Here is a 14,344-nt window from a genome sequence, read left to right on the forward strand (position 1 = left end):
TCCCCAGCAGGGACAGTCACCGTGCTTGAGCTGAACAAGAGTGGAACGGACCGGTCGGAGCCGGGACGCCTGCCCGCCCAGGGGCCGGGTCCGCGCAGCCGCCCGGCAGGCGGTTCCCCGAGCACGGGGGAGGCCGCCCCGGACCGGGTGCCCTGGCGTCCCTACCTCATCGCCGCCGCGGCCCTGTGCGCGCTCTACTTCCTCTATTCGTTCCTCCAGTACGCCCGCTTCGCCTCGCCCTCCTGGGACCTCGGGATCTTCGAGCAGGAGGTCCGGGCCTATGCCGCGTTCGAGGCGCCGGTCGTCGACATCAAGGGCCCCGGCTACCTCATCCTCGGCGACCACTTCTCGCCGATCGTCGCGCTGCTGGCCCCGCTCTACTGGGTCTGGCCCTCGGCCACCGCCCTGCTCTTCGCCCAGGCCGCGTTCTTCGCGCTCGGTGCCGCCGTCGTCGGCCGCACCACCCAGGAGCTCCTCGGCGGCCGTTCCGGGCTCTGCGCCACGATCGCGTACGGACTCTCCTGGGGCATCCAGGAGGCGGTGAAGGCCGACTTCCACGAGATCGCCTTCGCCGTACCGCTGCTCGCCCTCGTCTGCCGGGCCCTGCTCCTGAAGCGGTACACCGCCGCCCTGCTGTGGTCGCTGCCGCTCGTCCTGGTCAAGGAGGACCTCGGCGCGACCGTCGCCGTCGTCGGCTTCCTGCTCTTCGTGTACGGCCGCCGCCTCCAGGGCGCGCTGCTCGCCGCGTTCGGGACCGCCGCCTTCGCGGTCACCCTCACCGTGCTCATCCCGGCCGCCAGCAGCGCGGGCACCTACGACTACTGGCAGAAGATCGACAAGAACGGCGAGCGGGACGTCTCGATGCTGGACTCGGTCCTCGGCGTCCTCGACTCCTCCGTCAAGATCGAGATGCTGGTCTTCCTGCTCGGCATCACCGCGTTCATGGCGCTGCGCTCCCCGCTGACGCTGCTGATCCTGCCCACCCTCGGCTGGCGGCTGCTCTCCCAGGACAGCAACCACTGGGGCATGGTCTGGCACTACAGCGCGATCCTCATGCCGGTGCTGTTCCTCGCGATGGCCGACGGCGTCCGCCGCAGCCGCGACGCGCGGCGCCCCTGGCTCGCCTCGTACGCGAAGGTCGCCCTGCCCGTGGCCGCCGCGATCGCCGTCGCGATGACCCAGCACCTCCCGCTGCGCGACCTGCTGCGCCCGGAGACCTACCGCACCGACGACGCCCGCGCCCAGGCGGCCCGCGCGGCGCTGGACGCCATCCCGCCCGGCTCGCGCGTCGAGACGGACATCACGCTCATGGCCCACCTCACCTCGGACCGGACCGTCTACTGGGTGGGCGGCGCGCCGGGCACCGCGCCCGACATCGTCGCCGTCAACCTCGACTTCGGCTGGTCGCAGCCGATCCAGGACCCGGTGGCGTACGCCGAGCAACTGCACCCCGAGGCGCGCTACCGGCTCAAGCACCGGGGCGGCAGCTTCGTGGTGATGGAGCGGACGACGCCGGAACCGGCGGACATCCCGGGCGTACGGAAGGACTGAACGCCGGGTACGTACGAGGGCCGCCCGGCCACCGGGTACGTACGAGGGCCGCACCCGGTGACCGGGTGCGGCCCTCACGTCGTGCGGGTGGGCGCGGCGGGTCAGCCGGCCTTGACGACCACGGACGAGCAGACCTTGTCCGCGAACGTCTGCTTCTTCTCGTCCCACAGCGGCCACAGCCAGCCGATGTAGCAGGCGATGCTGTCGAGGAAGTGGGCCAGGCGGCGCACGAAGGCCATGCCGAAGCCCAGCGGGCTGCCGTCGGCCTCGCGCAGCAGGCGGATGCCGACAGCCTTCTTGCCGATCGTCTGACCGGTGGTGCCCTCCTGGTACACCTGCCATATGGCGAGGGCGATGACGCCCAGGAAGCCCACGATGGCGAGGATGCCGCCGAAGGAGTCGCCGACCGCGCCGCCGATGATGACGAGGATGTACGGGACCATCAGGACGAGCATGTCCACGATCAGACCGCCGAACCGCAGGCCCCAGTGGGCCAGTTCCGGCATGCCGCCGCCGAAACCGGGCTGCTGTCCGCCGTACCCCGGCTGCTGCGGGTAGGCGCCGTACGGCTGGCCGGGCTGCTGCTGGGGGTAGCCGTAGCCCTGCTGCGGGACTCCCTGCGGAGCCTGCTGCGGGTAGCCGTAACCGGGCTGGCCCTGCTGCGGGCCCTGAGGCTGCTGACCGGGCTGCTGCCCGTACGGGTTTTTCGGGTCGCCGAAGCTCATATGGCGTGTTCCTTCAACAGACGTGGGGACGAAAGGCCACACGGAGAAGAAGAACGACGTTCAGCGGCCCGCCCCCCGTGCAACCGCGGGCTTCATCGTGATGAGCGGCCCCCGCGTTTGTCCAGCCCAGGGCCCCAGGCGTTGTGCAAGTGCAACCTCGGGCGCGGGGAGGCGACGGCAATTGGTACGCGGGCGGGGTCATCCGCGAGGATGGGGCCATGACTGCCCAGATTCTCGACGGCAAGGCCACCGCTGCCGCGATCAAGTCCGACCTGACCGTCCGCGTGGCGGCCCTCAAGGCCCGAGGGGTCACTCCCGGCCTCGGCACCCTGCTCGTCGGCGACGACCCGGGCAGCCGCTGGTACGTCAACGGCAAGCACCGCGACTGCGCCGAGGTGGGCATCGGCTCCATCCAGCGCGAACTCCCCGGCACCGCCACCCAGGAGGAGATCGAGGACGTCGTACGGGAGCTGAACGCCGACCCCGCCTGCACCGGCTACATCGTCCAGCTGCCGCTGCCCAAGGGCATCGACACCAACCGGGTCCTGGAGCTGATGGACCCGGCGAAGGACGCCGACGGGCTGCACCCGACGAACCTCGGCCGCCTCGTCCTCAACGAGACCGGACCGCTGCCCTGCACCCCGCAGGGCGTCGTCCAGCTGCTGCGCGCGCACGGTGTGGAGATCGCCGGGGCGCACGTGGTGGTCGTCGGACGCGGTGTCACCATCGGCCGGTCCATCCCGCTGCTGCTGACCCGTAAGTCGGAGAACGCCACGGTGACCCAGTGCCACACCGGCACCCGGGACCTCTCCGCCCACCTCCGGCAGGCCGACATCATCGTCGCCGCCGCGGGCGTCCAGCACCTGATCAAGCCCGAGGACGTCAAGCCGGGCGCGGCCGTGCTCGACGTCGGCGTCAGCCGGGACGAGAACGGCAAGATCGTCGGCGATGTGCACCCCGGCGTCCGCGAGGTGGCCGCCTGGGTCGCCCCGAACCCCGGTGGCGTCGGCCCGATGACCCGAGCCCAGCTGCTGGTCAACGTGGTCGAGGCGGCCGAGCGCACCGCCGCCGAGGCGGCCGACGCCGCCGCCGCGAGCTGACGTCCGGACGGCGGAGGGAACCCCATGGGTGCTGCTACGAGCCCGGCCGAACCGGAGAGGACGGACCCCGCGTCCGCCGAGAACGCGCCCCCGGGCGCCGGATCCCCGGAGGCCTCGGACGACGACGCCACCGCCACCGGCACGGCCGATGCCTCCTCGGACGCCACCGCCACCGCCGGTGGAACCGCCGACGAGGGAACCGGTGGCGAGGGCTCCTCGGCGACCCCGTCCCCCGACCCGGCCGGGAGCGGCGGCGCTCCCCGGCGGCGCTCCCGGCGGTTCCCGAAGTTCACCCGGGACACCGCCCGCCCCGAGGGCGGCGGCCGGGCCGCGCCCGGCGACGCGCCCGCCCCGGCCCGGCAGTGGCCGCTGCTCACCGTGCTCGGCGCGGCGGGCGTGGGACTGCTGATCGTGGGCCTGGACCCGTTCGAGGAGGCGTTCCGGGTCGGCGCCATCCTCATCGGTGCCGCGCTGATCACCGGTGCCGTGCTGCGCTGGGTGGTGCCGTCCGTGGGGATGCTGGCGGTGCGTTCGCGGTTCACCGACCTGGTGACGTACGGGCTGATGGGCACGTTGATCGTGCTGCTCGCGCTGGTCGCGCAGCCCCAGCCCTGGCTGGACGTCCCGGTCCTGGAGGACGCGGTCCGCTTCACGATCCGCTGAGGCCGTCCGCCCGGGACCTGCTGCCGGGCGTGAACGGGCGGCCGGGGCCTGCCCGGAGTGAACGGCCGAGGTGCCCGTCCCCTCCCCCGAGGGAGGACGGGCACCCCGGCGCGGGGCGGAAGCGACGCCGCCGCCCCGGCTTAAGCGTCATGCATACGCAGTACCGCTTCAAGGGTTTCCGGAGGCCTGTGGCACGGAAGTGACCATTCCGTCACGGTGTGATCGCCGCGCGACGGGTGGCAGACTGGCACGGCGCACAGAGCGGTACGGACACATCGAGCCGTCGTCCGGTGCGGTGACGCGGGCGGTGACGACTGCGTGATCGTCGCCGCGACCGGGGCGCGCGACGACGCGCGCCCCGTCCCGAACGCTCCCGTGCGCCCCCTCGTCAGGAACTGACACCCTGGCTTCGCGCATCCTCGTGGGTAGTCCGGCCGAGCGGTCCGAAAACGGAACCGGGGCGGCGGACGGAACCGGCGGGGACGCGTGGCCCGGGGGACCGGCCGCCGCGGGGCACAGCACGTACGTCCGGGGGACATGAGGGGGGAAGCGATGCCTCGTTGGAAGGCACTGCCCGAAGAACTCGATCCGCAGATCAGGGAGTTCACCAGCCAGCTGCGCAGGCTCGTCGACCGCGGCGGGCTCAGCATCAACGCCGTGGCCGACCGCACGGGGTACAGCAAGACGTCCTGGGAGCGGTATCTGAACGGGCGGCTGCTCGCCCCGCGCGGGGCCGTCGTCGCCCTGGCCGAGGCCACGGGCACCCCGCAGCACCACCTCACCACCATGTGGGAGCTGGCCGAACGGGCCTGGAGCCGGGCCGAGATGCGCCACGACATGACGATGGAGGCCATCCGCATCAGCCAGGCCCGCGCCGCGCTCGGTGAGTTGGGGACGACGGGCTCCGACGCCCGGGGCCGCGGCCGGTCCGCCCGGCCCGCCCCGTCCGGCGGCCGGCCCGGCTCCGACGCCCGGGTCCCCGCCGGGGGCGCGGACGCCCCGCCGCGCGACACCCGGAGCGGCGAGACGCGCCCCGGGGACGCGTACGCCGAGGATCCGTACACCAAGGCCCTCCACGGGCAAGCCCCGTACGGCGGCGACGCCCATGGCAACGGCCCCCGCGGCGAAGCCCATGGCAGCGGCCCCCACAGCAACGGCCCCCGTGGCGGCGGGGCTTCCGGGCTCCTCGACGAGGACACGCGCCAGCTCATCGTCCCCACCCAGCGCGCCGCCGCCCCCCACCCCGCCCCCAACGCCGCGGCCGGGAGCGCCGGTCCGGCCTCCGGCAGCGGCACGGGCCCCGGACCCGGCTCGGGCACGGCGGGCCCCGGCGGCCGTCGCACGTGGCCCATGCTGGTCGTCGGGGCCGTCGGCGCCCTGGTCGTCGTGGTCGGCGCGGTGCTGCTCGCGCCGGGCGGGGACGAACCCGCCAAGGCGTCCCCGTCCCCGTCGGCCACGCCCAGCACGGCCGCCTCCGAACTGCCCGTGGGCGTCGAGTGCAACGGCGCGGACTGCGCCGGGCAGGACCCCGAGGCGATGGGCTGCGGCGGCGAGTTCGCCCGTACGGTCGCCAGCGCCGTGGTCGGGGCCGGAAAGCTGGAGGTCCGCTACAGCGAGGTCTGCTCGGCCGCGTGGGCCCGGCTCACCGAGGCGGCGGTCGGCGACACCGTGCGCATCACCGCGGGCGAGGGGGCGCAGGACGGCGAGGTCATGGGGGACACGGACGCGTACACCCCGATGGTGGCGGTGAGGAAGGCCGACGACGCGAAGGCCTGCGCCACGCTCACCTCCGGCACGCAAGGGTGCACCGACCCGGAGGAGTGAGACGCTCGCCGCGCCCGCCCGGAGGCCGGCGCCGGTCGCACTTCCCCTCTTCGGACGCGCGTGCGGTACGTGACCGGCTGTGTGCGGTGCCACAGGGGGGCGGGGGGCCCGGCCCGGCCGGGTCCGATAGCCTGACCGCCGGATATCTCTTCACGTCAAGATTGGTCGTCAGGACGGGTCGGGGCGGGGAGGGGCATCCAGCACCAGGGTCCGGCACCAGGGGCCGGGACCCCCACCGCCAGCTGTCTAACGGAGACCGCCATGACCCGCACTCCCGTGAATGTCACCGTGACCGGCGCAGCCGGCCAGATCGGCTACGCGCTGCTCTTCCGCATCGCCTCCGGCCACCTGCTCGGCCCGGACGTGCCGGTCAACCTGCGCCTCCTGGAGATCCCGCAGGGTCTCAAGGCCGCCGAGGGCACGGCGATGGAGCTCGACGACTGTGCCTTCCCGCTGCTGCGCGGCATCGAGATCACCGACGACCCGAACGTCGGCTTCGCCGGCGCGAACGTGGCCCTGCTCGTCGGCGCCCGGCCGCGGACCAAGGGTATGGAGCGCGGCGACCTGCTCGCCGCCAACGGCGGCATCTTCAAGCCGCAGGGCAAGGCGATCAACGACCACGCCGCGGACGACGTCAAGGTCCTGGTCGTGGGCAACCCGGCCAACACCAACGCGCTCATCGCGCAGGCCGCCGCCCCGGACGTACCGGCCGAGCGCTTCACCGCGATGACCCGCCTGGACCACAACCGCGCGATCTCGCAGCTGGCCGCCAGGACCGGCGCCGCCGTCTCCGACATCAAGAAGCTGACGATCTGGGGCAACCACTCGGCCACCCAGTACCCGGACATCTTCCACGCGGAGATCGCGGGCAAGAACGCCGCCGAGGTCGTCAACGACGAGGTGTGGCTCGCCGACGCCTTCATCCCGACCGTCGCCAAGCGCGGCGCCGCGATCATCGAGGCCCGTGGCGCGTCCTCCGCCGCCTCGGCCGCCAACGCCGCCATCGACCACGTGCACACCTGGGTCAACGGCACCGCCGCCGGCGACTGGACCTCGATGGGCATCCCGTCGGACGGCTCCTACGGTGTCCCCGAGGGCATCATCTCCTCCTTCCCCGTCACCACGAAGGACGGAACGTACGAAATCGTCCAGGGCCTGGACATCAACGAGTTCTCCCGCGCGCGCATCGACGCGTCGGTCAAGGAGCTCACCGAGGAGCGCGACGCGGTCCGCGAGCTGGGCCTGATCTGACCTGCCCCAAGCGGTACGGGAGCGCCCCCGGCGGTACGTGCCGCCGGGGGCGCTCGCGCGTCCGCGCCCACCGGGCGCCCGGGGTCAGTGCTGGACGTCGCCCGGCGTGTAGTGGCCCGGGGTCAGCCGCCCGGTCACCCCGAAGCGGTTCCAGGCGTTGATCACCGTGATGGCCGCGACCAGCTGGGCCAGCTCGGTCTCCTCGAAGTGCTCGGCGGCCGCCGCGTACACCTCGTCCGGGACGAAGCCGTCGGTGAGGACGGTGACCGCCTCGGTCAGGGCGAGCGCCGCCAGCTCCCTCTCGGTGTAGAAGTGCCGCGACTCCTCCCAGGCGCTCAGCTGGACGATCCGCTCGGCGGACTCGCCCGCCGCGAGCGCGTCCTTGGTGTGCATGTCCAGGCAGAACGCGCACCGGTTGAGCTGCGAGGCCCGGATCTTGACCAGCTCGACCAGGACGGGGTCCAGACCCTTCCGGGCGGCGATGTCGAGCCGGATCATCGCCTTGTAGACGTCGGGGAGCAGCTCGGAGACGGAGAGCCGCGGCGGGTGCTCGGCGGCCCGGCCGGCCGGGCGGGCCGGGGTGGCGGGGTGTTCGTGTGCGGTGGTCATGGGGACGACGCTACGGGTCCGGTGGCGCACCGCTATGGTCCATTTCCATGACGGATTCCTGGGCCGCTTTCGGCGCCGACCTGCATCTGGAACCGGTCGGTACGGGGCTGCGCAGCGGGCTGACGGCGGCGCTGCGGGAGGCCGTGCGCGGTGGGCGGCTGACCCCCGGCACCCGGCTGCCGTCCTCCCGGGCGCTCGCCGCGGACCTGGGCGTGGCCCGCAACACGGTCGCCGACGCCTACGCCGAACTGGTCGCCGAGGGCTGGCTCACCGCTTGCCAGGGCTCGGGGACCCGGGTCGCGCGGCGGGCCGTGCCGCGCCGCGCGGACCGGGCGGCGGCCCCCGCGCGGCCGGTGCGGACCGGGCCCGCTTACAACCTGAAGCCCGGCTCCCCGGACCTGTCCGGCTTCCCGCGCACCGCCTGGCTCAAGGCCGCCCGCAAGGCGCTCACCGCCGCACCCGACGAGGCCTTCGGCTACGGCGACCCGCGCGGACGCGTCGAACTGCGCACCGTCCTGGCCGAGTATCTGGCGCGCTCGCGCGGGGTGTACACCGACCCGGAGCGCGTCGTGATCTGCTCCGGCTTCGTCCACGGGCTGGCCCTGCTGGGCCGGGTACTGCGCCGGCGCCGGGTCCGGGAGGTCGCCGTCGAGTCCTACGGCCTGGCCCCGCACACCGAGCGCCTCACCGAGGCCGGGCTGCGCACCCCGTGCCTGCCCCTGGACGGACACGGCTCGCGCACCGGGGAGCTGGCCGCGCTGCGCGGGGCGGGGGCGGTGCTGCTGACCCCGGCGCACCAGTTTCCCACCGGCGTACCGCTGCACCCGGACCGGCGGGCCGCCGCCGTCGACTGGGCCCGGTCCACCGGTGGTCTGATCCTGGAGGACGACTACGACGGGGAGTTCCGCTACGACCGCCAGGCGGTGGGCGCGCTCCAGGGGCTGGACCCCGAGCGCGTCGTCTACCTCGGCACCGCCAGCAAGTCCCTGGCCCCGGGGCTGCGCATCGGCTGGATGGTGCTGCCCCCGGGGCTGGTGGAGGAGGTGGCGGCGGCCAAGGGCGGCGGCGACTGGATGACCGGCGTGACCGAGCAGTTGACGCTCGCGGAGTTCATCGCCTCGGGGGCGTACGACCGGCACGTCCGGTCCATGCGGCTGCGCTACCGGCGCCGCCGCGACCAGCTCGTCACGGCGCTCGCCGAGCGCGCGCCTGGCGTCGAGGTCAGCGGGATCGCGGCCGGGCTGCACGCGGTGCTCGAACTCCCGGCGGGCGCCGAGCGGTCGGTGGTCCAGGCGGCGGCGTTCCAGGGCCTGGCGCTGGACGGCCTCGCGCGCTACCGCCACCCGGACGCCCCGGCGGGACGCGACGCCCTGGTCATCGGCTACGGCTCGCCCACGGAGAGCGCCTGGGCGGGCACCCTGGACGCGCTGTGCCGGGTGCTGCCGTAGGGAGCCCCCGGGATGCCCGGCGGCTCGGCGTGGGCGGGCGGCGCCGAGTCCGCGCAACGCCCCCCGCCGTGCCGCCTCACGAAGCGTGCTGCCCGTCCCGCGCGCCCGGTTCCGGCTCCGGGGCCTCCCCGAAGCGGGCCAGGGCCAGGGAGCCCGCCACCGCCACCGCGAAGCCGCCGGCCGCCAGCCAGCCGAGGCCCGGCCGGGTCCCGTCGCCCAGCCACACCACCCCGGCCAGGGCCGGGCCGACCGTCTCGCCGAGCACCATGCCTGCCGTCGCCGTGGTCACCGACCCCCGCTGCAACGCCGAGGTCAGCAGCAGGAACGCCGCCCCGCCGCCCAGCAGCAGCCCGTACGCCGCGGGATCGCGCAGCAGCGCCCCCGGCGACACGTCGTCGATCAGCCGGACCGACACCTCGACCACCCCGAAGCCGAACCCCGCGCCCAGCCCCAGGGCCAGCGCCCGGGGCCGGGGCGGCAGCCGTCCGACCGCCGCGCCGGTCAGCAGCACTCCGAGCGCCGCCGCGGGCATCGCCCAGGGCAGCGCGTCCGGGCCCGGCCGGTGGCCCTCCGCGCCCGAGGCGAGGGCGAGCATGCCGAGCCCGGCGCAGACCACCGCCACCGCCCGCCACTCCGCGGCACTGAGCCGGACCGCCAGCAGCCGCGACGCGACGACCGCGGTCACCGCGAGGGAGGCGGCGAGCGCCGCGCCCACCGCGTAGATCGGCAGGGTGCGCAGCGCGACGACCTGGAGGACGAACCCGCAGCCGTCCAGGGCCAGTCCGGCCACGTAACGCCACTGCCGCACCGCCCGCAGCAGCAGCGCCGGATCGACCCCCGCCCCTGATTCCGGCCGGGCGGCGGCCCGCGCGGCGACCGCCTGGAGAACGGACGCCGTCCCGAAACAGACCGCGGCCCCGAGCGCACAGATCATCCCGATGAGCACCAGGGGAACGTAACGCGCGCGAAGGGCACAGGCGCGGCACCAGGTTTCGAACCGGCCCCACGTCGAACTAGTCTGACAAGAGGTCCACGCACCACGGGGGAGAACAGAACATGGCCAAGCGGAGGCTGAGGTCGAGCACGGTCGTGCTCGGCGGCATGGGGCTGCTCGCGCTGACGATCACGTCCTGCGGGTCGGAGCCGGACAAACGCTGCGCCGACCGGAGCACCCAGAAGACCCTGCCCAGTTCCGAATGCCGCAGCGGCGGCAGCGGTTCGTACTACTACGGCGGCGGCAAGAGCGGCGACGGCAAGGTCAAGGGCGGCAGCTTCGACAAGTCCGCCGTCGACCGCGGCGGCTTCGGCTGCGCCAAGTCCGGCGGAGGCTGAGCGCGTGGAGCGCCGCACGATCGAGCCGCGCCCCGGCTGGCAGGAGACCGTCGAGTCCCAGGGCGTCGTCTACCCGCTCACCCGGCACCCGGACGGATCGCTGCGCCCCTACTGGGACGAGAGCGCCTGCTACGTCTTCTCGCTGCCCGAGGTCGAGGCGCTGGAGGAGACCGTCGAGGAACTGCACTCGATGTGCCTGGCCGCCGCCGCGCACATCGTGGAGCGGGGCCGCTTCGCCGACCTCGGCATCACCGACCCGCGCCTCGCCGCGCTGGTCGCCGAGTCCTGGCAGCGCCGCGCCGAACTGCCCTCGGTGTACGGGCGGTTCGACCTGCGCTACGACGGGAGCGGCCCGGCGAGGCTGCTGGAGTACAACGCCGACACCCCGACCTCGCTGGTGGAGGCCGCCAGCGCGCAGTGGTTCTGGATGGAGGACCGCTTCCCCGGGGCCGACCAGTGGAACTCCCTGCACGAGCGGCTGGTCGCCGCCTGGAAGCGGCAGGCGCCCCTGCTGCCGCCGGGCCCGCTGCACTTCGTCCACTCCGAGGGCGACGAGATCGGCGAGGACCTGATGACGGTCGCGTATCTGCGCGAGACCGCCGACCAGGCCGGTCTGGAGACGCACGCGCTGTCCGTGGAGGAGATCGGCTGGGACCGGCTGTCGGGGCGGTTCGTCGACGACCGGCTGCGCTTCGTCCGCAGCTGCTTCAAGCTCTACCCCTGGGAGTGGCTGGCCACCGACCGCTTCGGCCCGCGCGTCCTGGACACCCTCGACAACGGCGGCGGCTCCGGCACCACCTGCTGGATCGAGCCCGCCTGGAAGATGCTGCTCTCCAACAAGGCGCTGCTGGCGGTCCTCTGGGAGCTGTATCCCGGCCACCCGAACCTGCTGCCCGCCTACCTCGACGGCCCGCGCGAGCTGGCGGGGCCCGGCGGGGCGGGGTACGTCTCCAAGCCGCTGCTCGGCCGCGAGGGCGCCGGGGTCGACCTGCACGGCCCCGGCTCGCCGCCCGTGATCCGCGACGAGCCGTGCTGCTACCAGGAGCTGGCCCCGCTGCCCGACATCGACGGCAACCGGGTCGTGCTCGGCGCGTGGACCGTCGAGGACGAGGCGGCGGGGCTCGGCATCCGGGAGTCGGCGGGGCCGGTCACCGACGAGTACGCCCGCTTCCTGCCCCACGTCATCCTCTGAATCCCGCCTCCTACCGGGCGCGGAGTGAAACCCGCGCCCGGCAGGAAGCCGGGCGCGGTCCCGCCTCCTACCGGGCGCCGGGCGAATCCCGCCTCCTACCGGGCGCCGAGCACCGAACGCAGCCGGTCCAGGCCCCAGTCCAGGTCCTCCTTGGAGATCACCAGGGGCGGCGCGATCCGGATCGTGGAGCCGTGGGTGTCCTTCACCAGCACCCGCTCCGCCATCAGCCGCTCGGAGACCTCCCGGCCGGTGCCCAGCGCGGGCGCGATGTCCACGCCCGCCCACAGCCCCCGGCCGCGCACCGCCTCCACCGCGCCGCCGCCCACCAGCAGCCCCAGCTCCCGGTGGAGGTGGTCGCCCAGTCCGGCGGCGCGCTCCTGGTACTCCCCGGTCCGCAGCATCGCGATCACCTCCAGCGCCACCGCGCAGGCCAGCGGGTTCCCGCCGAAGGTGGAGCCGTGCTCGCCGGGCCGGAACACCCCCAGGACCTCCGCCGAGGAGACCACGGCCGACACCGGCACCACCCCGCCGCCCAGCGCCTTGCCCAGCACGTACATGTCCGGGACCACGCCCTCGTGGTCCAGCGCGAACGTCCTCCCGGTCCGGCCCAGGCCCGACTGGATCTCGTCCGCGACGAACAGCACGTTCCGCTCGCGGGTCAGCTCCCGTACGCCGGGGAGATAGCCGGCCGGCGGCACCAGCACCCCCGCCTCACCCTGGACCGGCTCGATCAGCACCGCCACGGTGTTCTCCGTCATCGCCTCCCGCAGCGCGGTGAGGTCCCCGTACGGCACGATCTCGAAGCCCGGGGTGTAGGGGCCGAAGTCGGCCCGCGCCTCCGGGTCGGTGGAGAAGCTGACGATGGTCGTGGTGCGGCCGTGGAAGTTGTCCGAGGCCACGATGATCTTGGCCATGCCGTCCGGGACGCCCTTCACCCGGTAGCCCCACTTGCGGGCGGTCTTCACCGCGGTCTCCACGGCCTCCGCCCCGGTGTTCATCGGCAGCACCCTCTCCATGCCGCACAGCGCCGCCAGCTCCGTGCAGAACGCGGCGAACCGGTCGTGGTGGAAGGCGCGGGACGTCAGCGTGACCCGGTCCAGCTGGGCCTTGGCCGCGTCGATCAGCCGTCGGTTGCCGTGGCCGAAATTGAGCGCCGAGTACCCGGCGAGCAGGTCCAGGTACCGGCGTCCCTCGACATCGGTCATCCACGCGCCGTCCGCCGAGGCCACGACGACCGGCAACGGGTGGTAGTTGTGCGCGCTGTGCGCCTCGGCGGAGGCGATGGCGGTTTCCGTGGCGGACACGGGATCTCCGTTCGTCGTGCGGCGTGGGCGGGGGTGGTGCCCACTTTGTATCGTCGGTCGGATACCGCGCCGGGAAACCTGCACCGCGCGGCGCGCCCGCCGCCCCGCCCCCGGCGGCCGGAACACGCCGTTCGTCCCGGCCGTGCGCTCCCGTGCTCCGGGACGGTGCGGTGACGCGCCCTCGGCGCCCCGCACCGGCTGCCGGAGAAGGGCCCGACACCTGAGACAATGGGGCCATGGCCTCTGACCTCCCCACCGACCAGCCGCTGACGGGCCGCACCGGCGGCGCCGCCCGGCCGCGCGTGCTCTCCGGGATCCAGCCCACCGCGGGCTCCTTCCACCTCGGCAACTACCTGGGCGCGGTGCGCCAGTGGGTGGCGTTGCAGGAGTCCCACGACGCGTTCTACATGGTCGTGGACCTGCACGCGATCACGGTGCCGCAGGACCCGGCCGAGCTGCGGGCCAACACCCGGCTCGCCGCCGCCCAGCTGCTCGCCGCCGGTCTGGACCCGGAGCGCTGCACGCTCTTCGTGCAGAGCCATGTGCCCGAGCACGCCCAGCTCGGCTGGGTGATGAACTGCCTCACCGGCTTCGGCGAGGCCTCCCGGATGACGCAGTTCAAGGACAAGTCCGCCAAGCAGGGCGCCGACCGCGCCACCGTCGGCCTCTTCACCTATCCGGTGCTCCAGGTCGCCGACATCCTGCTCTACCAGGCCAACCAGGTCCCGGTGGGCGAGGACCAGCGCCAGCACATCGAGCTGACCCGCGATCTCGCCGAGCGCTTCAACGGCCGGTACGGCCCGACGTTCACCGTCCCGGCGCCGTACATCCTCAAGGAGACGGCGAAGATCTTCGACCTCCAGGACCCGGCGGTGAAGATGAGCAAGTCCGCCTCCACGCCCAAGGGCCTCATCAACCTCCTCGACGACCCGAAGGCCACGGCGAAGAAGGTGAAGAGCGCCGTCACCGACACCGACGCGGTGATCCGCTACGACGAGGAGAAGAAGCCGGGCGTCAGCAACCTGCTCACGATCCTCTCCACCCTCTCCGGCAGCTCCGTGGCGGACCTGGAGCGGAGCTACGAGGGCAAGGGGTACGGCGCGCTGAAGACCGACCTGGCCGAGGCGATGGTGGAGTTCGTCACTCCCTTCCGGGCCCGCACCCAGGAATATCTGGACGACCCGGAGACGCTGGACTCGATCCTGGCCAAGGGAGCGGAGAAGGCCAGGGCCGTGGCCGCCGAGACCCTGGCACAGACGTACGACCGGATGGGCCTCCTGCCCGCGAAGCACTGAGTCCAAGGGCCCTGGCGAGATCACGGCCCCAGGGGTCACACTGGCGGCGA

General features: G+C 73.7%; 13 protein-coding genes. 9 read left to right on the forward strand and 4 right to left on the reverse strand.

Annotated features, from left to right (window positions below):
* Positions 1 to 21: 21 nt before the first annotated feature.
* A complete protein-coding gene (locus ACIRRU_RS06525) occupies positions 22 to 1,551 on the forward strand; it encodes a DUF2079 domain-containing protein (RefSeq protein WP_403676857.1) in 1,530 nt (509 codons plus the stop codon).
* 101 nt (positions 1,552 to 1,652) lie between these two features.
* Here ACIRRU_RS06525 and ACIRRU_RS06530 read toward each other — a convergent pair whose 3' ends face one another.
* Positions 1,653 to 2,276, reverse strand: a complete 624-nt coding sequence (locus ACIRRU_RS06530; protein WP_403676860.1) for an RDD family protein — start codon at positions 2,274 to 2,276, stop codon at positions 1,653 to 1,655.
* A 218-nt stretch (positions 2,277 to 2,494) separates the two neighbouring features.
* Here ACIRRU_RS06530 and ACIRRU_RS06535 point away from each other — a divergent pair, with 218 nt between their 5' ends.
* The 4 genes from ACIRRU_RS06535 to ACIRRU_RS06550 all read left to right on the forward strand — a co-directional run bounded on the left by ACIRRU_RS06535 (position 2,495) and on the right by ACIRRU_RS06550 (position 7,114).
* Entirely contained in the window at positions 2,495 to 3,376 is an 882-nt protein-coding gene (locus tag ACIRRU_RS06535) for a bifunctional methylenetetrahydrofolate dehydrogenase/methenyltetrahydrofolate cyclohydrolase (protein ID WP_363200594.1), read from the forward strand.
* 24 nt (positions 3,377 to 3,400) lie between these two features.
* On the forward strand, positions 3,401 to 4,039 hold the full coding sequence (locus ACIRRU_RS06540) for a DUF3017 domain-containing protein (protein WP_403676863.1): 639 nt from the start codon (positions 3,401 to 3,403) through the stop codon (positions 4,037 to 4,039).
* 552 nt (positions 4,040 to 4,591) lie between these two features.
* Entirely contained in the window at positions 4,592 to 5,863 is a 1,272-nt protein-coding gene (locus ACIRRU_RS06545; RefSeq protein ID WP_403676866.1) for a helix-turn-helix domain-containing protein, read from the forward strand.
* Positions 5,864 to 6,124: 261 nt separating this feature from the next.
* The gene (locus ACIRRU_RS06550; protein ID WP_403676870.1) at positions 6,125 to 7,114 is read left to right on the forward strand and encodes a malate dehydrogenase; all 990 of its coding nucleotides are present in this window, start codon (positions 6,125 to 6,127) and stop codon (positions 7,112 to 7,114) included.
* A gap of 84 nt (positions 7,115 to 7,198) precedes the next feature.
* On the opposite strand, the gene ACIRRU_RS06555 is transcribed toward ACIRRU_RS06550, so the two are convergent.
* Positions 7,199 to 7,723: a carboxymuconolactone decarboxylase family protein gene (locus ACIRRU_RS06555; protein ID WP_403676873.1), complete on the reverse strand. Its 525-nt coding sequence runs from the start codon at positions 7,721 to 7,723 to the stop codon at positions 7,199 to 7,201.
* Positions 7,724 to 7,770: 47 nt separating this feature from the next.
* Here ACIRRU_RS06555 and ACIRRU_RS06560 point away from each other — a divergent pair, with 47 nt between their 5' ends.
* Positions 7,771 to 9,171, forward strand: a complete 1,401-nt coding sequence (locus tag ACIRRU_RS06560; RefSeq protein WP_403676876.1) for a PLP-dependent aminotransferase family protein — start codon at positions 7,771 to 7,773, stop codon at positions 9,169 to 9,171.
* Between the two features lie 76 nt (positions 9,172 to 9,247).
* Here ACIRRU_RS06560 and ACIRRU_RS06565 read toward each other — a convergent pair whose 3' ends face one another.
* Positions 9,248 to 10,105, reverse strand: a complete 858-nt coding sequence (locus ACIRRU_RS06565) for a hypothetical protein (protein ID WP_403677042.1) — start codon at positions 10,103 to 10,105, stop codon at positions 9,248 to 9,250.
* A gap of 122 nt (positions 10,106 to 10,227) precedes the next feature.
* Between ACIRRU_RS06565 and ACIRRU_RS06570 the strand changes: the two genes are divergently transcribed.
* Both ACIRRU_RS06570 and ACIRRU_RS06575 read left to right on the forward strand, forming a co-directional pair.
* The gene (locus ACIRRU_RS06570) at positions 10,228 to 10,503 is read left to right on the forward strand and encodes a hypothetical protein (RefSeq protein ID WP_363200599.1); all 276 of its coding nucleotides are present in this window, start codon (positions 10,228 to 10,230) and stop codon (positions 10,501 to 10,503) included.
* A 4-nt stretch (positions 10,504 to 10,507) separates the two neighbouring features.
* The gene (locus ACIRRU_RS06575) at positions 10,508 to 11,695 is read left to right on the forward strand and encodes a glutathionylspermidine synthase family protein (protein WP_403676879.1); all 1,188 of its coding nucleotides are present in this window, start codon (positions 10,508 to 10,510) and stop codon (positions 11,693 to 11,695) included.
* Positions 11,696 to 11,790: 95 nt separating this feature from the next.
* Here ACIRRU_RS06575 and rocD read toward each other — a convergent pair whose 3' ends face one another.
* Positions 11,791 to 12,999 carry an ornithine--oxo-acid transaminase gene (rocD, locus tag ACIRRU_RS06580; protein WP_403676881.1) on the reverse strand — a complete coding sequence of 403 codons (1,209 nt, stop codon included), beginning with the start codon at positions 12,997 to 12,999 and terminating at the stop codon, positions 11,791 to 11,793.
* A 302-nt stretch (positions 13,000 to 13,301) separates the two neighbouring features.
* Here rocD and trpS point away from each other — a divergent pair, with 302 nt between their 5' ends.
* Positions 13,302 to 14,294 carry a tryptophan--tRNA ligase gene (trpS, locus tag ACIRRU_RS06585; RefSeq protein WP_363200662.1) on the forward strand — a complete coding sequence of 331 codons (993 nt, stop codon included), beginning with the start codon at positions 13,302 to 13,304 and terminating at the stop codon, positions 14,292 to 14,294.
* The last annotated feature ends 50 nt before the right edge of the window (positions 14,295 to 14,344 follow it).

Origin of the sequence: Streptomyces sp. NPDC101181 (genome assembly GCF_044767975.1) — a bacterium.
Taxonomy (GTDB): domain Bacteria; phylum Actinomycetota; class Actinomycetes; order Streptomycetales; family Streptomycetaceae; genus Streptomyces.